We start from the raw sequence: 22463 nt of genomic DNA on the forward strand, positions 1-22463 counted from the left end.
ATAAGTCGCAATCATAAGAGTTTTCCTAAGTGTGCGAGCATTCCAAGCGACTGTTAAGTATCGCGTGAAGGTGGTATCAGTGACAAAAAAACTTGTTGATCATTTGGCGCGATGCGACGAAAACTCGCTAGTCACTTTGTTGGGGGAGACTACCGTAGCTCTCCTAAAAGCGGTTGGTAGTGATGCATATAACGTGGATGGCTTAGCCTATCTAGTTGTAAGTATGCATGGTGAAGAAGGTGCGTTGCGTGACAGTGCCATTCGTAATTTACTTTTTTCAAATTTGGACGGTGATGAGGGAAGGGCGCTCTGTGAACTTCTTCAATTTCCGACTTCTGCGGCAATGATGACGTTGAAGGGCGTTGATTTCGACAATAACCTCCTGAATTTAGAAGTTTTAATGGGTTGGTATGATGTGGCGGTAGACGCCAATAATTCCAAAGGCAGAGAGGTCGAAGGATCACGGAAAGCTGTGGCGAACCATAAACTTAGGTCTCACCAGTTAACGGCATTTCGAAAGCTAAGAAAATTCATTGCCAACCCAGACACATCAGTTTTAGTTAATATGCCATTTGGTGCGGGTAAGTTGCGATTAGTGGTTACCGCAGTACTCGATCTTTATCGGTCTGAGCCAGATGGAAGAGCTATTGTTTGGCTTGGGATAGGTGAAGCCCTTTGCGATGAGGCATTTATTGAACTTCGTGAGGTATGGGAGCAAATAGGGTCGCGGGATGTGACAATTTATCGTGTTTATGGTGATCGGCCTGTTCCAGATCTAGGCAGTCTAGAAAATTGTATCATCGTTGCCGATATTAGAAAACTCAACGATGAGGGGGGCGGATTAGAAAAAATAGGTCGAAAGACCCGAGTGATAGTTTTCAGTGATGCCGAGCATGTTACTCATCCGATCGGAGTTAAGATCATCGAGCGGTTTTCGAAAGAGGGTGCCATTAGTTTGGTGGGGATATCAGCTATATCCTCTTGCGGCATAACTCAAATACCTCACCAAGCAGCGTTCCGTGCAAAATTTTCAGGGGCATGCATCACTATTGATGATGAAGATCCCATGAAGCTGCTACGAGATGCTGGTTATGTAGGTAAAGTCATCACTGAGATTCGGGATCTAAAGTGCGGTATAGCAAAATTTGTAAACGATAATGCGCTGGAATTTGATCTTGATTTTGTAAATGAGTTGAGCAAGGACTTTGAGCGCAACCGTTGCTTGCTAGACTTGCTTCTGGCTGAGTCAAAGGCTGCAGGTAAAGTTGTGTTTTTTGCTACAACTGCCGAGCACGCTCGTTTGTTTGCCGGTTTGCTAGCCTTGCGCGGTGTTAGAGCAATGTCGGTGACTAGTGAAAAGTCCCCAGACGAACGAGCAGTCATTATACAAAGATTTAACTCTCGCGATGAGCAGATACTTTGCGTTCATGGTTTTTTCATTTCGGGAGATTCTATTCCCTCTGTTGCTGTTGGTATCGTTGCAGTCCCTACATTATCGGCGTCCGTATTTCTTGGGATAGTGGGGCGATTAGCAAGCACCAAAAGAACTGAAAATAATTACCTGCGGATCATAGTCGCTTCTGATTCGCTGCCTGTGCAACGGCAGCTGACGGAAAGCCTTGATACCTGGAATAAATTAGATATTTAGGAAACTAGCAATGTCATTCCCAATTATTCCTCAAGATCTTTCTATTTCTGCAATGCGCAGTTCGGGGTATCGAGATACCGCGCATGTGCTAGCCGAGTTAATTGATAATTCTGTTCAGTCTGGCCAGGAGTCCGGTGAGCGGACAGAGATCGAGCTTATATGCATCGATACCGTCCACGGTAATGGCCGTCGACGGCTTTCCAATGTGGCGGTTTATGATAATGCCGGAGGTATGGAGCCTGCATTGCTACGTAAAGCGCTTCAGTTCGGAAATGGATCTCGTCTTGAGCCTAAGAATCAAAAAGGGATTGGCAAGTTTGGTATGGGGCTTCCGAATTCGTCAATCTCTCAATGTAAGCGTGTTGATGTGTGGAGCTGGCAAAAAGGAATAGTACACCATGCATATTTAGATGTAGAGGAAATCAAAAAAGGAGTAATGACCGATGTCCCCGCCCCAAGTGTTTCGACGATTCCCGCTATGTGGCTGTCATTGATCGTAGGGGAGATTGGAGAAAGTGGAACTCTGGTGGTCTGGAGTGATCTGGATCGAGTCTCATGGAAGCAAAGTACAACGCTTCTAAGGCATACTGAGTTTATTGCCGGCCGCGTATACCGTCAATTTATTAATAAAAAGTCTGTACGGATTAGACTTGCAGCTTATGAGCAGAACGGGTCCGGTTACCCTGCGCTGTATGAAAGTTTTGTTCGGCCTAATGATCCATTGTATCTAATGAGTGGCACTAATGCTCCTTTGCCGTTTGACCAGGTGCCCGCGTTTGAAAAATTTGGAGAGCTGAAGATTCTGGTTGGCCATAATGGAGAGGAGCACGAAGTGATAGTTCGTGCGTCAATCTGTAAGCCCGAAGCTAGACGGGATGGGGGAGCTAAGCCTATTGGGCAGCATACTCTAAAGAATCAGGGGATTTCTGTTGTGCGATCCGGTCGTGAACTAGAGATGAATCATAGTTTCCTTCATTCCTACGACTCTCGCGAGCGTTGGTGGGGTATTGAGGTTGAGTTCGATCCTGGTTTGGATGATGTTTTTGGCGTGACCAACAATAAGCAAGCAGCAACTGGATTTATGCGCTTAAGCTTCGAGGAGGATGCGGAGGCTGAGGGGCTGTCAGAGCGTAGTTATCGCGAAATGCTGGAATTAGATAGCGATCCCAGACTGCCTATGTATCGTATCAGTCGAGAGATCGAAAAAATGCTGGGTGTTATGCGCGCTCAGGTGGCGAAAATGCGCGAAGGAGACCGCGTTCAGACGAAGAAGGACCGTGCCGAGAACAAGGCAGAGCAGGCAGCTACGGACTCTGTTAATCGTCGTCGAGATCGTGTTGGGGATACAGGTCGAAGTGACAAGCAAGAGGCGCTGTCGGATGATGAACGTACTAATGCTTTATCTACTGAAATAATTCAGGATGGAGTTGAAGGTGATAAGGCTCATGAGATTGCCGTAGATTATGTAAGTAAGAAAATCAAATTCCGGTTTAAGCATGCCGATGCTCCGGGGCAGATGATTTTCGATGTGGGCGCAACTGGTGGCATCATTCTCGTAACTTTAAATACTAGACACCCCGTTCATGGTCGGCTTTTCGAAGCTCTCCGAGATGATGATGGCCCTGATAAGCAATATGCTAAAGAAGTCCTTTCCTTAGTTGCAGCATGGGCGCGAATGGAAGATGAAGCACCTAGTGAAAAGTCACGTCTCGCCATGGAAGACGCACGCTTGAATTGGGGGCGTATAGCCATGGATTTCTTTGACCTAGAGGATTAATTGGTGGGAGGGCGCGAAGCAATACGAGGTTTTTCTATCCAAACTTTGATTTGTTTGTTGGATTCATTACAGGCGAATGAGGGAACCTGGGTGGCTGTCACTATTGAGCCAGATTCGATTAATGAAAAAGCGGACATATTTTGGGAGTTTTCCGGCGGAGGGAGTCGCCTTCAGCAGGTTAAATCTTCTAAAAATCAGATTGGTCTGGCAGATGTCGTTTCTTGGTGCAAAGAGCTTAAAGCTTCGGGGCAGGCTGAGAGTTACCAACTTATGTTGGCAGGTCCTATAGCTGCCGCGGTCCTTGAGAAGGCTCCTTTTGATGGCGTCGATGTTCCCCCGCCTTCGCCAATAGATATATTGGCGCTAACCGATCAGGCCATCACAAAGTTAGATCGCTATTTGTTACTTAAGGCGATCGATCCGCTGCCCGTAGCAGTTCGGGAGTCATTGGTATACTTAATTTCTGCCCGCCTTTTGGAAGGTGCGGCTTATGGTAAGCGATTGGCTCGGGAAGAATTTGATGGATGGCTGTTGCATTGGATTGCTGTTGCTTATCCAGAGGCAATCAAGCAACGTTTGTCCGTAGATTGCAGTGTGCTCTGGAGTAGTGTCGAGCTTTCTAGCCCTGCAGAAATCTCAAGAAGAGCATTTGAAATAGTGCTTCCGCTCTCTGTTATTAATGGCGGGGCTTCAACTGCCGTCGTCGAGTGGTTTCTATTGAGAGTGTCATCACAGGGCAGAGAAATGAGATACCGCCCGGTCGCAATTATGCCTGAGACTTGCTCTGGCACATTGAATCGGAAAGAAGTTGCCAAGGCATTTGGCGAATTTGCTATCTGTCCAAAGTCCGCGGTTCGCTACGAACTACTATTCACCCCAATTGAGCGAGCGGGTTATGTGGTCGATGAGTGGCCTCATGGTTGGCATGATTTAGAGTTGTTCGTCAAATACTCAGGTCAGGATATGCCGAGATCAGTAAAAAAAATATCCATTTTGATCGCGATGGATGAGAGTTCGGTGCTCGGTACTAAGAGGGTAAAGAGTATCTCTATCTCTGACCTCGAGAGTTTTCTGGATATGCTCTAAATTTATTTATGACAGATCAAGCATGAGCTGTTTCCTTCGTCGTCCCCGTAAATGTCATCGATATCTTCCGGACATATTTTCACTGGGCGTAGCGGGTTCACAGGGATGTTTTTACGAAGGCGCGCACGGCGGATCTCATATTCGGCTTTGATCTCAGTAACACGCGCAGGCTTCTCTAGATCCCAAAGCGACTCCCCCTTAGTCCAAGTGAAAGGTGAACCATGCTCCAGTGCATCTTTCTCTAATGCCTTGGCCTTTTCGAAGTCCTCGGGGTGGCGCTCTTTGAGGCGAACCCATTCGATCTTTTGTTGGAAGAAACAGAATGTGCAGCCACTGCGAGAGCGCCATTCGTAGTACTTTGGATAACCCAATCCAGAGGACTCGAGAATATCGACGACACTAGCTTTATCGACGCCCGCCTCACGGAAGGGGAATTTCACATGCATGTTTTCGGCTTTTGCTGAGTACCCCTCGCGGTACTCCTCATCAGCCCGGATCGCTACATAGGAGAAAACTTTATCACCAGCTGCCAGCCATGGTTTTACCCACTGTTCGAATGGTGCCAGTTTGAGTTGACGCGTACACCAGCGAGTCTGTGCGCTGGGGAGGAAATGGTTGTATTCACGCAGCCAAAAGCGGAAGTCCCGACGGGGATTAAGTCGCTCGATGGGCTTTCCTAAATAGCCTTCGAGTCGTCCCAGGAACTCGTAGACCTCGGGAAGTTCCTCGCCGGTATCAGTAAAGAAGTAGTCGATATCCAGCTCGGGATGGTGGTCACGCATCCACACTGCCAAAGCTGCGCTATCTTTTCCTCCGGATAAACCCAGTACGTGTCGTTCAGTCATGCATCTGTTCCTTTTCGATAACCAGGTTCATTCCGACTTTGGCTAAGATGGCAAGTAAAATGTCAGTATCAAGGCCTTGATCCTCCAGCATTTTGGCTATTTCATTGGCCTTTTGTTCTACTGTTTCACGATGACGCTCTGAGATCGAAAAGGATCTAGAAATCGTTGTTGTTTCCGCTCCTACGCCAATGACAACTGCGATTGCTTCACTTTGTGCTGGACGATCTTTGACCGCGACGAAGGCCTCAGCCTCGCGGAAACGTCTGGCGAATTGGACAAGTTCGAGCACCGCAGCATCGATATGGCGGTCCACCCAGTCGCGTGGTGGTTTATCGGCGGCTAGGCTCAGAATACCTTCCAAGACGGAGCGGCTGCCATCGTAAGACCCCAGTCTTGTCGAGAATGCATCGAGCCTGAAGTTGCCTGAAACGCCTGCAACAGCCCGCGCCCTTTCACGGAGTGATTCCAAGTTGTCGAGAGGTGCATCAAGTGCTTCAAGCATCTTGGCTTCTACTTCGGAGAGCATCATTGCGTAAGCTGTTGCGATTTCTTTCAGGGGCGCGCGCAGAGCATTCACGTAGGCTTTGCCATCGGCTACCTCCAGCAGCGTTGGTAAGTCGACGAACAGCACTTTGTGCGGGTCGCTGGCCTTTAGCAGCATGTCACGAATTGCTTTGGCAGTTTCACCCAGCCGCTGTGTGCGCCGAGACCACTCTGGCAAATTAAAAATTAACGCCACAAGGCCACGCGCCGCCTCTAGAGGATCAGCAACTCCTCCTATTTCCCCCACTTCCTCGAGGAGATGAGAGATGCCATCTAGAATTCGGCTCTTATCCTCATCAATCGCGATCCAGCGGAGCGTAAAGCGGGTCGGATCTTGGAGGCACTCGTCGATGTCAGCATCGCTGAGTCGAGAGATGAACATGCCTTCCTTGTATACGGCGATGTTGGCTTTATGCACCAACAAGAATGCTGTCAGAAAAACTGGCAGTATGCCCCGCTTCATGCCGTACGGCGGCATGCTCCATTGGTCATAAATGGTGCTCACGCTTACGCGGGCGCTGGTATCGGCAAAGAGTTGCTGAGTGAACGCCCATAACTCGGAAAAGCCTTTGGGTGAGGCTTCGCATGGCTCGCAGACGCGCCAAGCCTCTCCCTCTTTACGGTATAGATGTGATGCCACGAGCAGTGTTTCGAAAAGGCCGCGCTCGGCAGGGAAGCCTTCAATACCTAACCGCTCTTGGCCTTCGGCGTTGATCATTGCGTGCAACAGATCACGGCGGGCTTTAACGCTATTGCTCGACACACTATCGCGATTAACTAGCTCGCTCCACACTCGAGGACAATGCTCATAGAGGTCGTCGGCGAGGTCTGAAGCAATAGGTGATAGCTTTGCACCAGGCTCAATAACCTGGTCGCTACCATCATGCCATTTGCAGAGTGAGGCAGCAGCTTGAAGTTGGTCCTCAAGGTCGGAGCGAGTAGCGGCCAAGCGGGCGAATACTTCGCGGCGGGCGACAGGGTCTCCTCCGAGCTCGTGGCGTTCCTTTACCTGCTCTAATGCAACCAATTCGGTCGACAGTTCCGCGATCCGGGCATGATTATCCGGGATGCCTACTAACACCGGCCAAGGTTCTTCGTAAGCACAGGACTGAGCTCGCTTTCGAGCCTCACGAAGAGGCATGTCTCGGCCGGGAAGCGCAAGGATGAACTGGCCGAACTCTCCCCGCTGGGGTTTGTAAGTACTTGCGATCTTTTCCGCTTGCTCGATGCTTCGCAGAGAAATTTCCATCCAGCGCATTGAGCCCGTTTCGTGGTAGTGCCGCTTGGCGACCACTGGGTGCATTCCCATAAGCTGGGATAATTTGGCGTAGTCAATGCCAGGAGATGACGCTACAGCTTGGGCAATAGCTGCATCGATATCGAAGTCGCTACCTTCAAAAACTGACCAAGCTCCGGTATAGCTCTTGAACAGAGCCACTTTGAGCGAGGCCAGTTTCTTCAGTGCGGCCTCGATCTCATCCTGTGGCACGCTGTGGAAAAGGGTCGACAAGACTGGTAAGTCGGCGGCAAGCCCTGAACCAGTGCGGAAGAGGTCGATGACGGCGATGTTTTTAATCAGAGACACCTGCAGCAAGTCACCAGATTTGGCCTCAGCGCGCTCCACAGCTTCGACAGCTTGGGACCAGCGGTGCCCATCTGCAGAAGCTAGGATGGCAGGCTCTAGGTTCGCACGCAGATATTCCCAATAGTCGCTAGGGCGATACCAATTCGATTGGTTCAGCGGAGTCGATTGTAGGTAGGCGCGAAACCCATAAGGCTCGACTGAAGATAGGAAGCCAAAAGTGCTCCGCTCATTTTGACCGAACTGCCGCTTCGATATTGGACCCAACAATGCAGCCATGGTTGGATGCAGCGGCCAGCAGCGTTCTAAAGCAACAGCGAAATCATTGCCGACGGCTGGGCGACGTGACCTGACGGCATCGGCAATAGAGTCAGAGGCCCCCCGTATCCACTCGGGTCGCCGCTTTGCATCAATTGCACGGCCGATAAGCTCGACAACCTCGTCGCTTGCCGCCACGAAAGGGAGGTCAAGGTAACGGCCTTGAACCTTGCCCCAGTCGTCACGAGTGTCGATACCAAGACGGTTGGCGTACTGTGCGAAAGATTGATGCAGCACTCCAATCACAACCAGTCTGCCTTCAGCGCGGGCAGATGCTTCTGCGAGCTCTTGGAAGAAGTAGACATCGTCGCCCACGCCTAAGGCCGAAGCTTCAAGGAACTTGCCCATCTCATCAATGAACACCAAGACACCATCGTTCGGGCGGTCTTTGGCTTCGGCGATCAGTTCATTGATGACGTCCTGTGCATTGGGTTTGTTGCGACCTTCAAAACCCTTGTCCTGAGCCTTGCGAAGGGCTAAGTCCAGTTCCTTGACGACGCTACCGCGCCGGCCAACCACTGGGATTACTAGCCACCCGTCTTGAACTGGAAAAGCACTGTCAAAGTTTGGCTTCGAGTCCAAATTTAGTGTAGATCGGGCTTTTGCGCGAAGGCTCTTATCAGTATGGAGGGCGCTCGCCAAAGCTACGGCCAGAGATGATTTTCCGCCGCCGAAGGGGCCTGTCCAAGTGAAACTGCGCTGATTGGTTGCGGCAAGCTGCCTACTCATGCCCTCTACCACAGTCGCTGCGGTCGAATGGAAGATATACCCGTCGAGTGCGTCGGATCGGCCAATGTCCGCATCAATACGGATTGATCGTTGGTACTGATGAGAAATCTGGACGATGTCGGCGAGCACTGCCTCTCTTACCTCAGTCATATGCGCGCCTAACCATGTCTTGTCGATCGTTATCAGAGAGGTTTTTTTTGTGGACTTGGCGAAGGCCAGCGGAGTCGGACCACGCTAACTTGCCTCCGGTCAGATCGGCCAAAGAGATCAAGCGCTGGGCTATCGACTCTTCGTCGAGCTTAAAGACTCGACCTGGAGAGCCTTCTGCATATGCGATGGTCTCGAAAGCTAGCGAACTTTGGCTGTCTGCAGTTCTGCGCCAAAAATCCATGAGGGCATAAGTGAAGACACCATCATGAAGTGCAGCCTTGGGGCCGCGTCGGAATGCATATTGCCCCTTGTGTACTTCTTGCAGCAGCCCTAACTCCCCGAGTAAAGGCTCGGCAAAATCCTCTGGAGAACCGGTTGCTGCCCGTGGCGCGTAGCTACGTAGACAGGTCTCCAAGTCACGCGAAATAGTTGCTGTAGAAAGGCGGTGCTTGGGATCTAGGCTTCGGGCATACAGGGCCAAAGGCTCTTCGAGTTCTTGGCGTGTAAAGGTTGGAGCTGTCACATGATTGAAGAGCCAATACCATGTGGTCGAGCGGTGGTGCCGCCCGGCGAGGCGCCAATGTACGAGCCATGCTGTAGACGGGTTCTCCGCATAGGGGTCAAGACCTCCATTTTGCAGTATCTCCATTGCCAAGCTGTTTACGCGGAACGCATCACCTTCTTCGGCCATGATTCCGCATGACAATGCCCAATGCCGAATCGATGAAACCATGTTTTTACCAACGCCGAAGGCTGCGATTGCAGACTCATCGGTGAAGGTAGATTTGGGAATCAATCCGTCATTGCTCGCTTGATCGAACGCTTTCTTAAGCCACATTTGGCGAAGAGGGAACGTCTCATGTCCGGAGAGGTGCACGGATGCTATCCGGTTTGGTTTGGTGTTTGTATTCTTCATGGATCAAAGCTTACCGCGAACTGGTGGATTACTCCAGTTGGAGACCCTGTGATTCTCTTGCTGTATACATATACAGTTATTGTCTTTCGTCCGCAACCGGCTTTGAACCCTCAGAAAGGTGTTGTATTCGAATTGGGTGAGCACATCGCAAGTGGGTAGTCGGACTCTGCACCAGGGTTTGCTGACACAAAGGGAAGCCGTCTCATGGTCGGATATCAGGACTAGTATCTTTGAGTTCGTTTGTTTGGGTGATCCAAAAAAAAACGCGTTCAATGAGTAAGCAGCCCCCAGGCCGCCTACTTTTGACTGATAGCTCACTGTGTTTATTTCTGTCTGAGGTGCTGCAAGCTGGCGAAAATAGAGCACGCAAGCAATGCCGTCACTACCACGACAGGCATCGGCAGACTGTTTGCCGGTCACAGCTAGCTGATGCATGACTTGCAACTGCACATACTCGGGCACGCCTTCCTTCCAGAGGCGTGCTCCGTTTATGCCGGCGGTTTTGCATTCGAGAATCTGCACATCACTGGCCCCGGTCACCTCGCGGTCGATGTTGGCCAGCATCCACTGCAACTGAGGATCAGGGTGTTGCAGCACAGCATTGATCCGCCGTACTCGTTGGCCCGTACGTTTGCTGTAGTGCGATGCAACGATGGGTTCGAGGATGTTGTCCCAGTATGCGGGCGCTTTCTTCGTCTTGTGGATCGAGCTTGGGCAGTAAGGCATCACGTTCGGTTTTCTCCATCCTCAGCTCCAGCTGAGATTTGTACGGATTAAGTCCGACAGCTGCAGCGGCATCCGAACTGCCGATGCCGCCTTTGCGCACGGCCAGCCATGCATCACGCGGCAACTGCTTGGTGCCGACCAGACGCAATGCCGGAGGTGGTTTTGCGCCTGTTGGTTGTGCTGCTTGAGTTTTCATAAGGGTTTCCTTGCGGGCATAAAAACGCCCGGCCAGCAGAAACTAACCAGGCGTTCGTGCCAGAGAAGGACAGGGCCGATGTTGTAGCAGCGAGTCGCGATGAAACAGAAGCCGCCTGGGCCTTGGCAGATCGCGCCGAACAATACTCCAAGGCATACCCCGCGCCGCCGCCGTATGCGACATAGGGAGCGGTAAATGACCCCTTGCATCGACGCTGTACGGGCTGCCGCCGGCAACCTTGAAGACAGAGAGATTGCCGAGATCTTTGAGATGTTGCGCGGCCGCGCCAAGGAGCTTATGGCTCGTGAGGGGGGCTCTGGGGATGGAGCAGGCGACATTGCGTGCCGCCGATGAGTTGGGCAAGCAGGCCCAACATGCTGCGCTTATCGAGCGCCGCAATGCGCTGATCAACCTGCGTCGGTGCGGTGAGATCGTCTCGTTCGTACGCAGCAGTTTCGCCGACCGCCCAGACCCTGGGATTGAATCGCTGCTTGTCGGCACGAACCTTAGCCGACAGGGGGCGCGCATTTCTGTCGCGGTCGAACAGAAAGCCCTGGGCGATGCTTATATAGGCAGGTTCGTTCATGACCTGGACTGCCAGGACTTGCTCCCAGTTCTGACGCGCGGCGACTCTGATGTCGATATCGCTGATGCGCTATGGCGGCTCGGAAACGATTTGGATACGTCGAAGCTCAACGATCAGGTCGTTGGTATTGCCAAAGTTATTGAGAAGTACCAAGAGGCCGCACGCCTGGACGCCAACCGGGCCGGCGCCAGTATTGGCGACCTTCCAGGGTGCATCGCCAGGCAGAGTGACGACGGCGACAAGATCGGTTCGGCAGGCTTCGATAAGTGGCTGAGGGAGCAGTGTATTTGGCAGCGGCAACGGCCGCCATTATTTGTTGGGTTGGGGTTTTCTCATTCGGCGTGATGCCGGGGAAGTGTTGCTGAAAAGCTGCTGAGGCGCGCAAAGATCGGCATTCATCCGCAGCGATTTTCAGCAACATTCGGCAGCCCAGGTACAGCGAAGCCCGCACTGGGCGGGCTTCTCTGGTGTTTCAAATGGTGGAGCCGGGGGGATTTGAACCCCCGTCCGCCAGTACTCCGCTGTCGGTACTACATGCGTAGCCGTTTCTATTAAGTTAACCCTCAGCGACCCGAAGGGCAGGGTGCTTTGGGCGAGTTGTGTAAGTTTTAGCCGCTTCGTCCACAACGTACTGCACGGCGATTCTGTTCTATATGACAATCACTTTGGGTTTACAGACATCCCCTGATGATTGCTGGACCCGAAGGTACCAGGAGGGAAGGGCTAAGGCTGCTTACGCAGCGAGAGCGTATTCCCCGTAGGTTTCGTCATTGGCAACTATAAGAAGTTGCAACAGTGGATTTACGAGTTCTGTTACCAACTCGGCATGCACCTAAAGTTTCGCAACCGGCGTCGAATCCTAAACGGCCCCGTGCTTGTAACTCGTTGTTTCTTGGTGAGTGACAAGCCTGTGCAGTGTACGTCAATCGGTCACAGAAGGCCAACCCGAAGGTTGGCCTTGGGCAATCAGCGAGTTACTGATTGCCACCTTTGTCCGTGTCTTGCAGGCTTTGCAGGGCCTTGGAGGTGATCTCGATGCATTTCTTGTCATCGCCTGCCGCATGGGCCGCTTTGGCCTGGGAAACGGCGGTGTCAATTTCGCCGGATTTGCCGCTGGTGTCGGTGGCGAGCAACGCTTTACCGTTGTTGATTTTGTCCAGGTTGATTTGGCACAGATCGTCTTTTGTTCCGGCTGCAAACGCGGGGGAGGCGAGCATCGCAGCGGTAATGAACAAACCAGCAAGAGCGGAACGCTTCATGGGTATCTCCTTGTGCAAATAGGGCTCGATGCTGCCGGTTTTCCGTGCAGCCAGCGAGGTCACTGATGAGCCTCGTTTGTCGAGGCCTATGCAGATGACTACGCCAGCGCGCAGGGGTTCTGTTTTGTCGCTGGATTAGTCGAAAAACCCCTGAATCATTGGCTTTTTGCACCCAAACAGGGCGGCGTTAGTGGGCGCGCGCCTGGGTAACCCGATCCACCAAGTACACCAGGCCGTGGTAATCAATGCCGCCATGTTGCGTCAGACCAATCTCACACGTGCGGCTGGTGGAGATGCCTTCGCTGCAATGCTGCACGGCGTCCTTCAGGCTGCGCAGTGAGTGGGCATTCAGCTCCGGCGTGGTGAAGCCCTTGTCGCCGGCAAAACCACAGCAGTGAATGCCTTCAGGGATCACCACGGTTTTGCTGCAACGCCTGGCCAGGTCGATCAACGCCTGGCTCTCTCCCAGGTGCTGGGTGCTGCAGGTGACGTGCACGGCGATCGGGGCTTCCTGTGGCGTGAAGTCGAGGCGGTCCATCAGGTGGGTGCGGATAAAACGCACCGGGTCGTAGAGGTCGAGGCGGGTTTCGGCCAGGTCCTGCACCAGGCGCAGGGTGCACGGGCTGGTGTCGCAGTAGATCGGGTCGAGGCCGCCGCGGCTGGCGTGGAGCAGGGCGCCGATCAGTTCCTGGCGTTTGTGTTCGGCTTGTTCGGCGTAACCTTTGGACGCAAAAGGTTGGCCGCAGCAGAGGTTGTCCTGGTTGTCGGGAAAGACGACCTGGTAACCGGCTTTTTCCAGCAGGCCGCGGGTTTTGTCGTACAGCGACATCTGTTCCTTGTCACCGGCTGCCGGGCCCATTGCGCGTGATACGCAGGCGGCGAGGTACACCACTCGTGGTCGCTCATCGTTCACGGCGGGGCTGAAGCGAATGGCTTTTTCCGGCTGCGGCATGGCGTTGGTCCACTGGGGGATTTGCCCCTTGGACAGCTTGGTCACCGTGGCCGAAAGCTTTGCCAGCCGTGGAGCGCCCAGCAGCATGCGCGCACCGTTGGCTACGTGCAGCGTGAAGCGCGCGCCTTGCAAGGCGGTGGCGAAATGCGTCGACAGCCATTCGGCGGTTTTCGTACGGTCGGCGTCGCGGCTGCGCAGCTTTTTCACCAGGTCGCCGGTATTGATTCCTACCGGGCAGCGTTGGGCGCAAAGCCCGGTGGCTGCGCAGGTGTCGATGCCTTGGTATTGATAGGCCGCTTCCAGTTCAGTGGTGTCGACGCCGGCGCGTTTCCTGGCCTGTATATCGCGCCAGATCACAATGCGCTGGCGCGGGCTGAGGGTGAATCCTTTCGACGGGCAAACCGGTTCGCAGAAGCCGCACTCGATACACTTATCCACAAGCTCGTCGGCGGCGGGCAGCGGTTTGAGGTGTTTGAGGTGGATTTGCGGGTCTTCGCTGAGTACCACGTCCGGGTTGAGAATACCGTTGGGGTCGAGCAGGCGCTTGAGCTGCCACATCAACTGGTAGGCATCGCTGCCCCATTCCAGTTCGACGAAGGGCGCCATGTTGCGACCGGTGCCGTGCTCAGCCTTCAGCGAACCGCCAAATTCGACGGCTACCAACTGGGCAACGTCGTCCATGAACGCCTGGTAGCGTGCGACTTCTTCTGCGCTGTTGAAGCCTTGGGTGAATACGAAGTGCAGATTGCCCTCAAGGGCGTGTCCGAAAAGGATCGCTTCGTCGTAGTGATGTTTATCGAACAGCTCGATGAGGCGGTTCACGCCGATGGCCAGTTGTTCCACCGGGAAGGTCACGTCTTCGATGATCACGGTGGTGCCGGTTTTGCGCACGGCGCCCACGGCGGGGAAGGTGTCTTTGCGGATTGCCCAAAGGCGGGCGTTTTCCACCGGGTCTTCCGTGAAGTCGACCTGTTTCTCCACCGGGAAACTGGCGAGGGACGCCATGATCAGCGCCAGTTGTTCGTGCAGCAGTGAGGACGAGGCTGCGCGGGATTCGATCAGCAGGGCGCAGGCATTTTCCGACAGCTGTTGTACGAAAGCCGGCATGCCGGGTTTGTCCTGCACCGAGCGCATGCTGCGCCGGTCCAGCAGTTCAACCGCTGAAACGGGTTGGGTTTTGAGTACGGTCACTGCGTTGCAGCAGGTTTCCACATCAGGGAACACGATCAGGGCCGAGGCTTTGTTCGGGTGATCGATCACCGTGTCGTAGGTCACTGCGCTGATAAAGCCCAGGGTGCCTTCGGAGCCCACCAGCAGGTGGCTGAGGATATCCAGCGGCTCGTCGAAATCCACCAGGGCGTTGAGTGACAACCCGGTGGTATTTTTCAGACGGTATTTGTGGCGGATTTTTGCAGCCAGTTCGGCGTTGGCCCGCGTTTCGCGGCCCAGTGTTGCCAGGCGTTCGAGCAGGTCGCCGTGACGCTGGCGAAAGGCCGAAACACTGGCCGGGTCTTCTGTGTCCAGGCGGCTGCCGTCGGCCAGTACCAGGCGAATGCCTGCCAGGGTGTGATAGGTGTTCTGCGCCGTGCCACAGCACATGCCGCTGGCATTGTTGGCGACGATGCCGCCGATCTTGCAGGCATTGATCGAGGCCGGGTCCGGCCCGATCTTGCGTCCGAAAGGTGCCAGCCAGGCATTGGCCTGGGCGCCGATCACACCGGGTTGCAGGCGGATTTGCGTGCCTTGGCCGCGAATCTCGCGGCCGTTCCAATTGTCCCCCAGCACGATCAACACCGAGTCGCTGATGGCCTGCCCGGAGAGGCTGGTGCCCGCCGCGCGAAAGGTCACCGGCACGCGGTCGCGCTGGGCCAGTTGCAGCAGGGCCACTACTTCGTCTTCCGATTCAACGCGGATCACCAGCTGTGGGATCAGTCGGTAAAAACTGGCGTCGGTGCCGAAGGCGAGGGTGGAAAGTGGATCGTCGAAGCGACGATCTTTCGGGATCAGTTGTGCGGCGTCGCTCAGAAAGGCAGCAGGCAGGCTCATCGGTCCTCCAGAAATAGCAGACGCCGGAATTGCTGCCCGGCGTCGGTTCTTACCCTATTACACGCAGGTCTCAATGCACCAGCATGCCGGTGAACCAGTAGGCCTGGGCCAAGGTGATCAGCCCGACAATCGTCGCGAAAAACAGGCTGTGCTTGAGGGTGAAGCGGAACAGGTCGGATTCCTTGCCCACCAGGCCAGTTGCGGCGCACGCCACGGCGATCGACTGCGGCGAGATCATCTTGCCGGTCACGCCGCCGCTGGTGTTCGCCGCCACCAGCAAGACGTCGTTGACGCCGATCTGGTGGGCGGTGGTGGCTTGCAGCGAGCTGAACAGGGCGTTGGATGAAGTATCGGAGCCGGTCAGAAATACCCCGAGCCAGCCAAGGAATGGCGAGAAGAACGGGAATGCCGAGCCGGTGGCGGCGAGCACCAGGGCCATGGTCGACGACATGCCGGAATAGTTGGTGACGAAGGCGAAGGCCAGCACCATGCCGATGGACAGGATCGGCCAGCGCAGTTCATAGAAGGTTTCTTTCAAGGTGGTCAGACCAGTTTTGAAATCGATCTTCAGCACCAGCATCGATACCAGGGCGGAGAAGAAAATCGCCGTACCGGTCGCGGAAATCGGATCAAGCTTGAACACTGCCGGAATTGCAGTTGGTGCAGCAACGATCGGCGCAACCTTGATTACCAGTTGGTCCAGGTGCGGGATCGCGAAATTGAACACCGAGCTGTACATCGCGCCGCCCGCGGCGAACAGTGCCTTGAACGGCTTGAGGGTCCAGATGGTGACGAGCACGGTCAGGATCAGGAACGGTGACCAGGCCTTGAAAATCTGCCCCAGGCTGTAAGGCGAGGCCAGGGTGTTGCGAGGCAGGCCAAAACCACCGGCGCTGGCGGTGACGGCAGTGCCGGACGTCGCGCCGGCAATTTGCGCATTGGCGCTGCGCTTGGGCTGCCAGACTTTCAGGAACAGGGTCAGGGAAATCAGACTGGCCAGGGCCGAGGTGATGTCTGGCAGTTCCGGGCCGATGAAGTTCGAGGTGAAGAACTGGGTAACGGCAAAGCTCAGGCCTGCGACCAGTGCGGCTGGCCAGGTTTCTCTGACGCCACGCAGACCGTCCATCATGAACACCAGCCAGAACGGTACGAACAACGACAGCAGCGGCAATTGGCGACCGGCCATGGCGCCAATCTTGAACGCATCGATGCCGGTCACTTGCCCTGCCACGATGATCGGAATCCCCAGTGCGCCAAACGCTACAGGGGCGGTGTTGGCAATCAGGCACAGGCCGGCGGCGTACAGTGGGTTGAAACCCAGCCCTACCAGCAGTGCGGCGGTAATCGCCACCGGTGCGCCGAAACCGGCGGCGCCTTCCAGGAACGCGCCGAAGCAAAAGCCGATCAACAGCACCTGCAGGCGTTGGTCGTCGGTAATCGACAGCACGGAGCTGCGGATGATTTCGAACTGGCCGCTTTTGACGGTCAGTTTGTAGAGGAATACGGCGGCGACGATGATCCAGGCGATTGGCCACAGGCCGTAGGCAAAGCCATAACTGGCGGCGGCGAGCGCCATGTCGACCGGCATCTGGAAGGCAAAGATCGCTACTAGGATCGAGAGTGCCAAGGTGATGCTGCCCGCAACGTGGCCTTTGAGGCGAAACACCGCCAGGGCCAGGAAGAAAAATACGATGGGAATGACGGCGGCCAGTGCGGACAGGCCGAGGCTGCCGAGCGGGCTGTAGAGCTGTTGCCAGGTTTGCATATGGGGTGGCCCCTAATTGTTGTTGGTCAGGCACTGCTTTAGTGATTCGGGTAATTGGTATTACCAATTTACAATCACCGTTGGCTAGGTTAAGAGTCTTCAGGGGGATGTGTCAATTTGCCGCTTGTGAATCTTTGGTCGTAGGTCGGTGTGAGCGGCTGCTGATCGGCTGAAACGAGGGCGTTCTGATAGGTGCCGGATGGGCTGCGATAGGCCAGAATAGGGGCCCCGGCGAGTGGTCGGAATGGTGGAGAGTGAGTTATGGGGTTTGATCAGGTGCGTCAGCGCCGTTTGTCTGACGATATCGTCGAGCAGCTTGAGGGCATGATCCTTGAGGGCACGCTGAAGTCGGGCGAGCGCTTGCCGGCCGAGCGCGCACTGGCCGAGCAGTTCGGGGTGTCGCGTCCGTCGTTGCGTGAGGCGATCCAGAAGCTGGCGGCCAAAGGCTTGCTGGTCAGCCGTCAGGGCGGTGGCAATTATGTAGTGGAGTCGCTGGGTTCAACCTTCAGCGATCCGCTGCTGCACCTGTTGGAAAATAATCCCGAGGCTCAGCGTGATCTCCTGGAGTTTCGCCAGACCCTGGAAGCTTCGTGCGCGTATTACGCAGCGTTGCGCGCCACTGAGGTGGATCGCGAACGGCTCACTGCCGCTTTCGAAGAATTGCAGGATTGCTACACGCGATCAGATGAAGTGAGCCGTGCGGAAGAGGGCGCGGCGGATGCGAGGTTTCACCTGGCCATCGCCGAGGCCAGTCATAACGCAGTATTGCTGCACACCATTCGCGGCCTGTTCGACCTGCTCAAGCGCAACGTGGTGACCAACATTGGTGGCATGTATCAGCAGCGTACGGAGACCCGGGACATGCTGATCAATCAGCATCGTGACCTGTACCTGGCGATTATCGAGGGGCGTGCCGAGCAGGCGCGGGAAGTCTCAACACGTCACCTGCTGTATGTGCAGGAAGTGCTGGAGGAAGTGCGTCAGGAGGTTCAGCGCATGGCCCGGGCGGAGCGGCGCAAGGGAATGTAGCGATTGTTGTGGCTGAGGGAGCGGGCTCCCTCGGCCACATCAAGTCACAAGAAAGTCAGTCTTCCTTGCCCTTGTTACGCACGGCACGCTGCAATTCCCGGTTGGAATCGCGTTCGCGCTCGGTGTCGCGCTTGTCGTATTCCTTCTTGCCCTTGCCCAGTGCGATCTCGCACTTGACCAGGTGCTTGCTCCAGTACCACGACAGGCAGACACAGGCGTAGCCCTTTTGCTGCACGGCGGCGTGGAGCTTTTCCAGTTCGCGGGCATTGAGCAGCAGCTTGCGCGTACGCACCGGGTCGGCAATCACGTGGGTGCTGGCGGTCATCAGCGGCGTGATATGACTGCCGAGCAGCCATGCCTCACCGTCTTTGAGCAGCACATAACTGTCGACCAGTTGCAGCTTGCTGGCACGCAGACTTTTTACTTCCCAGCCGGCCAGGACCAGACCAGCCTCGAACCGATGTTCGATGAAGTAATCGTGTCGCGCCTTTTTATTTTGCGCGATGGTCCCTGTTGGGTGTTTCTTTTGTTTAGCCATAGGGGCGGCATTATAGGGAGTTGCGAGCGCGTCGGCTACGGTCAACCTGCGTGCTTGAGCGTGTTGAATGAATCCCGGACAATGCAGGCTGGTTTTAGATTTTTTTCTTTCGCGAATCCTGTTGTCCTTTCGCGATGTTTGCCGCTCAGCTGTGGAAATAACGCTCACATGACGACGCATATTCAACGTTCGGCCCTGCTGCCTTACCCGGCGCAGGCGCTCTATGACCTGGTCAACGACGTGGCGCGTTACCCGGAGTTCCTGCCTTGGTGTTCGACTGCCGAGGTGTTGGAGAGCAGTGATGAGCACATGGTTGCCAGCGTGGGGGTGGCGAAGGGCGGCTTGAGCCAGCACTTTGTCACGCGCAACACGCTGGTGCCCGGGCAGTCCATCGAGATGAATCTCGAAGAAGGCCCGTTCACTCAGTTGCATGGGGTGTGGGTGTTCAAGGCGTTGAACGAGAAGGCGTGCAAGATCAGCCTGGATTTGTCGTTCGATTATGCCGGCCCTATCGTGCGTGCCACCCTGGGGCCGCTGTTCAATCAAGCGGCCAATACCCTGGTGGACGCGTTCTGCCAACGCGCCAAGCAAATGCATGGCTGAGCCATTGGTTGAGGTCGAGGTGGTGTACGCCGCGGTGGATCGCCAGGTGTTGATGAGCCTCGCAGTAGCGGCGGGTACAAGCCTCAGGGCGGCTGTGTTGAGTTCGGGAATAGATGCGCAATTTCCGGAACTGGATCTGCAGGGTTGCCCCTTGGGGATCTTCGGTAAGGTGGTGGCGGACGCGGATGTTCGTCGTGTGCAGGCCGGAGATCGAATCGAGATCTATCGCCCATTGCTGGCCGACCCGATGGAGATACGCCGCTTGCGTGCGGCCAAGGCGGCCAAGGCAAAACAGCAGAATTCTTAGCTTGCGAAACGGCAGGCAACAAAAAGCCCGGCATGCCGGGCTTTTTATCGAGCGTTGCAAACTTATTGCGGGCTGGCGTCCAGAGGTTCTGGAGTCGGCACGGGAACGGTTTGTACGCCGTCGACGCCTTTCTGGATCTCGTCCAACAAGGAGCCAGGCTTGGCCGGTACTTCGGACTTGGGCTTCTCCTCGTTCTGCGCGGGCGCAGGGGCGGTGGTGCCGTTGTCCTTGCCCAGCAAGGCTTCATCGCGGCTTACGCCCGGTTTGAAGTCCCCCGACAGGCTGACGAGCTGGTCATTGCCATTGAAGATGACACTGACCCGCTCCTGCTGGCGTTCACCGCCACCAGGTTGGATGCTATAGAGATAATCCCAGCGATCGGCATGGAATGTGTCGGTCAGCAGGGGATTGCCCATGATAAACCGTACTTGCCGTCGGGTCATTCCCGGGCGTAACTGGTCTATCATGTCCTGCGTGACGACATTGCCCTGCTGGATGTCGATTTTGTAAACCCCGGGGAATGAACAACCGGCGAGTGCGAGCAGTCCCACAAAGGTGAAACTGGTTAGCAAGAGCTTGGTGTTTTGCATCGGTGGGCGACTTCCACTATCTTGGCTGGGACAACGTAAACGCCGATCATACCCGTATTAAGAGAAGCTGCGAAGCAGCATCCGCGAGAAAGCTAACCATGGTTGAAAATAGCGAACTACGCAAAGCCGGTCTTAAAGTGACTCTGCCACGAGTCAAGATTCTACAAATGCTCGATTCTGCTGAGCAGCGCCACATGAGTGCCGAGGATGTATACAAGGCACTGATGGAGTCTAACGAGGACGTCGGCCTGGCCACGGTTTACCGTGTACTGACCCAGTTTGAAGCAGCAGGACTGGTGGTTCGTCATAATTTCGACGGCGGTCATGCAGTGTTCGAATTGGCTGACGGCGGTCATCACGACCACATGGTTGACCTGGATACCAATGAGGTTATCGAGTTCACCAGTCCGGAAATCGAGAAGCTCCAGCACATGATCGCTGAGCAGCATGGATTCGATTTGGTGGATCACAACTTGGTTCTCTACATACGTAAGAAAAAGTAAGAAAGCTACGCAGATCCGCTCTGCGAAACGATCGAAGGCGACCCTAGGGTCGCCTTCGTGCTTTCTATAGAAAGAAAATGACCAGCAAGCAGGCCTCAGACCTTTGCGGTGACCACCATTTTCTTCGCGTGAGCCAGGGACTCCTTGGTCAGGTCGATGCCGCCGAGCATCCGCGCCACTTCTTCTACCCGTTCGGTCTTGTTCAGCTTGGACACGGCGGTATGGGTGGCATCGCTGCCCCTTACCTTGTGCACGAACAGGTGTTGATGCCCTTGGGCGGCCACTTGTGGCAAGTGGGTGACGGTCAGCACCTGGCCGCGATCGCCCAGCCGGCGCAACAGTTGGCCAACAATCTCTGCCGTCGGGCCGCCGATCCCCACGTCCACTTCATCGAATACCAGTGTCGGCACGCGTGAGGTCTGGGCGGTGATCACCTGGATCGCCAGGCTGATCCGTGACAGCTCGCCGCCGGACGCCACTTTAGCCAATGCCTTGAGGGGTTGGCCCGGGTTTGCGCTGACCAGCAGTTCTACCTGCTCAAGGCCGTTGGGCAGCAGCTCGTTGCTGGTGTTGGTGTGCAGTTCGATGGTGAAGCGCCCGCCGGGCATGCCCAGGCGCTGGATTTCCTGCTCCACCGCACTGGCCAGGCCGGTCGCAGCCTGATGGCGCAGGTCGCTCAACTCTCGGGCTTTCTCTTGATAATGGCGAGCAAAGGACGCCAGTTCTTCGCTCAAACGCTCGATGGACTCATCATTGGCATTCAGGGTTTCGATTTCATCCAGCAGCTTTTGCTGCATGGTTGCGACTTCGGTTGGCTGGATTCGGTGTTTGCGTGCCAGGGTGTAGATGGTGTCCAGGCGCTCTTCTATATCTTGCAGGCGTGCCGGGTCGGCATCGAAGTGGTCGAGGAAGCGATTCAGCTCGCCCACGGCTTCTTCCACCTGGATTTGCGCGCTGGTCAGCAGCGTGGTGGCTTCATTCAGCGAGCCTGAGGCGTTATTCACGCTGGACAGTCGGTTCAGGCTCGCCGTCAGGGCATTGAGCACATTCCCGGAATCACTTTCACTGCACTGTTCTACCACTTGCCGGCAGATGCCCAACAGGGTTTCTGCGTTGGTCAGGTTCTTGTGTTCCTGTTCCAGTTGCTCCAGTTCGGTCTCGCCGAGCCCCAGGCTTTCCAGTTCTTCCAGTTGATAGCTGAGCAGTTGGTGGCGGGCACGTTGCTCGTCGCCGGAGTTGGAGAGGCGCTCCAGCTCCTGGCGGGTTTGCCGCCAGCGCTGGGCGGCCAATTGCACCTGGCGTGCAAGGTCGGTGGCGCCGGCGTATTCGTCGAGGAGCCGGCGATGGGTGTCGGTTTTCAGCAGGGATTGGTGTTCATGCTGGCTGTGGATGTCGATCAGCAGTTCGCCCAGGGCTTTCAAGTCGCCGAGGGGGCAGGGCGTGCCATTTATATAGCCACGGGAGCGCCCTTCGGCAGTGATCACCCGGCGCAGGATGCAGGGGCCTTCATTATTGAGGTCGCGCTCGGCAAGCCAGGCTTCGGCTTCCGGGATGTCAGCCAGGTCAAAGGTGGCGAGGATGTCGGCCTTGTCGGCGCCGGGGCGAACCACGCCGCTGTCGGCGCGGTCGCCGAGGGTCAGCCCCAGGGCGTCGAGCATGATCGACTTGCCGGCGCCGGTTTCGCCTGTGATTACGCTCATCCCACGATCCAGTTCAAGATCCAGATGTTCAACGATGGCGTAGTTATGTACGGACAGGTGCACCAGCAT

Annotated in this window: 17 protein-coding genes, 1 other RNA gene and 1 pseudogene; 8 read left to right on the plus strand and 11 right to left on the minus strand. The window is 55.3% G+C overall.

Annotation, left to right across the window (positions count from 1 at the left end; translation table 11 throughout):
* Nucleotides 1–79 precede the first annotated feature (79 nt).
* From V3W39_RS24435 to V3W39_RS24445, 3 genes are read left to right on the plus strand one after another with little or no spacing between them, the layout of a single operon-like run.
* Nucleotides 80–1648 carry a DEAD/DEAH box helicase gene (locus tag V3W39_RS24435; protein WP_330213485.1) on the plus strand — a complete coding sequence of 523 codons (1569 nt, stop codon included), beginning with the start codon at nt 80–82 and terminating at the stop codon, nt 1646–1648.
* Nucleotides 1649–1658: 10 nt separating this feature from the next.
* Nucleotides 1659–3425, plus strand: a complete 1767-nt coding sequence (locus V3W39_RS24440; protein WP_330213486.1) for an ATP-binding protein — start codon at nt 1659–1661, stop codon at nt 3423–3425.
* Between the two features lie 3 nt (nt 3426–3428).
* A complete protein-coding gene (locus V3W39_RS24445) occupies nt 3429–4511 on the plus strand; it encodes a hypothetical protein (protein WP_330213487.1) in 1083 nt (360 codons plus the stop codon).
* Nucleotides 4512–4513: 2 nt separating this feature from the next.
* Here the strand turns inward: V3W39_RS24445 and V3W39_RS24450 are convergent, their stop codons facing one another.
* The 4 genes and pseudogenes from V3W39_RS24450 to V3W39_RS24465 form a co-directional block, all read right to left on the minus strand.
* Entirely contained in the window at nt 4514–5356 is an 843-nt protein-coding gene (locus V3W39_RS24450) for a phosphoadenosine phosphosulfate reductase domain-containing protein (RefSeq protein ID WP_143979023.1), read from the minus strand.
* Complete coding sequence (locus V3W39_RS24455; protein ID WP_330213488.1) at nt 5349–8657, minus strand: ATP-binding protein; 3309 nt, start codon at nt 8655–8657, stop codon at nt 5349–5351. The genes V3W39_RS24450 and V3W39_RS24455 overlap by 8 nt, the downstream gene beginning before the upstream one ends.
* Nucleotides 8658–8670: 13 nt before the next feature.
* A complete protein-coding gene (locus V3W39_RS24460; RefSeq protein ID WP_330213489.1) occupies nt 8671–9594 on the minus strand; it encodes a DUF4007 family protein in 924 nt (307 codons plus the stop codon).
* Nucleotides 9595–9990: 396 nt separating this feature from the next.
* Nucleotides 9991–10516 (minus strand): annotated as a pseudogene (locus tag V3W39_RS24465) (YqaJ viral recombinase family nuclease); the annotation flags it as partial.
* A 322-nt stretch (nt 10517–10838) separates the two neighbouring features.
* On the opposite strand from V3W39_RS24465, the gene V3W39_RS24470 reads away from it, so the two are divergent.
* The gene (locus tag V3W39_RS24470; RefSeq protein WP_330213490.1) at nt 10839–11447 is read left to right on the plus strand and encodes a hypothetical protein; all 609 of its coding nucleotides are present in this window, start codon (nt 10839–10841) and stop codon (nt 11445–11447) included.
* Between the two features lie 132 nt (nt 11448–11579).
* Here the strand turns inward: V3W39_RS24470 and ssrA are convergent.
* From ssrA to V3W39_RS24490, 4 genes are all read right to left on the minus strand, one after another.
* Nucleotides 11580–11973: a transfer-messenger RNA gene (gene ssrA / locus V3W39_RS24475) on the minus strand.
* 103 nt (nt 11974–12076) lie between these two features.
* Nucleotides 12077–12361, minus strand: a complete 285-nt coding sequence (locus tag V3W39_RS24480) for a hypothetical protein (RefSeq protein ID WP_003212250.1) — start codon at nt 12359–12361, stop codon at nt 12077–12079.
* Between the two features lie 187 nt (nt 12362–12548).
* The gene (locus V3W39_RS24485) at nt 12549–15359 is read right to left on the minus strand and encodes an FAD-binding and (Fe-S)-binding domain-containing protein (RefSeq protein WP_330213491.1); all 2811 of its coding nucleotides are present in this window, start codon (nt 15357–15359) and stop codon (nt 12549–12551) included.
* 70 nt (nt 15360–15429) lie between these two features.
* Nucleotides 15430–17124 carry a lactate permease LctP family transporter gene (locus V3W39_RS24490; RefSeq protein WP_177078873.1) on the minus strand — a complete coding sequence of 565 codons (1695 nt, stop codon included), beginning with the start codon at nt 17122–17124 and terminating at the stop codon, nt 15430–15432.
* Between the two features lie 261 nt (nt 17125–17385).
* Between V3W39_RS24490 and V3W39_RS24495 the strand changes: the two genes are divergently transcribed.
* On the plus strand, nt 17386–18153 hold the full coding sequence (locus V3W39_RS24495; RefSeq protein WP_177042194.1) for an FCD domain-containing protein: 768 nt from the start codon (nt 17386–17388) through the stop codon (nt 18151–18153).
* Between the two features lie 55 nt (nt 18154–18208).
* Here V3W39_RS24495 and smpB read toward each other — a convergent pair whose 3' ends face one another.
* Nucleotides 18209–18691, minus strand: coding sequence for an SsrA-binding protein SmpB (gene smpB, locus V3W39_RS24500; RefSeq protein WP_003212238.1), 483 nt, complete (start codon nt 18689–18691; stop codon nt 18209–18211).
* A 168-nt stretch (nt 18692–18859) separates the two neighbouring features.
* Here smpB and V3W39_RS24505 point away from each other — a divergent pair, with 168 nt between their 5' ends.
* Complete coding sequence (locus tag V3W39_RS24505) at nt 18860–19294, plus strand: type II toxin-antitoxin system RatA family toxin (protein WP_003212236.1); 435 nt, start codon at nt 18860–18862, stop codon at nt 19292–19294.
* On the plus strand, nt 19287–19601 hold the full coding sequence (locus tag V3W39_RS24510) for an RnfH family protein (RefSeq protein ID WP_330213492.1): 315 nt from the start codon (nt 19287–19289) through the stop codon (nt 19599–19601). Before V3W39_RS24505 ends, V3W39_RS24510 begins: the two co-directional genes overlap by 8 nt.
* Before the next feature lie 62 nt (nt 19602–19663).
* Here V3W39_RS24510 and V3W39_RS24515 read toward each other — a convergent pair whose 3' ends face one another.
* Nucleotides 19664–20191: an outer membrane protein assembly factor BamE gene (locus tag V3W39_RS24515; protein ID WP_003212232.1), complete on the minus strand. Its 528-nt coding sequence runs from the start codon at nt 20189–20191 to the stop codon at nt 19664–19666.
* A gap of 98 nt (nt 20192–20289) precedes the next feature.
* Here V3W39_RS24515 and fur point away from each other — a divergent pair, with 98 nt between their 5' ends.
* Nucleotides 20290–20694 (plus strand): ferric iron uptake transcriptional regulator, encoded by a 405-nt coding sequence (gene fur / locus V3W39_RS24520; RefSeq protein WP_003212228.1) that lies wholly within the window; start codon nt 20290–20292, stop codon nt 20692–20694.
* Between the two features lie 95 nt (nt 20695–20789).
* Here the strand turns inward: fur and recN are convergent, their stop codons facing one another.
* Nucleotides 20790–22463, minus strand: a complete 1674-nt coding sequence (gene recN / locus V3W39_RS24525) for a DNA repair protein RecN (protein WP_177078870.1) — start codon at nt 22461–22463, stop codon at nt 20790–20792.

The organism is Pseudomonas sp. Z18(2022), assembly GCF_036346535.1.
In the GTDB taxonomy this organism is placed as follows: domain Bacteria; phylum Pseudomonadota; class Gammaproteobacteria; order Pseudomonadales; family Pseudomonadaceae; genus Aquipseudomonas; species Aquipseudomonas yamanorum_A.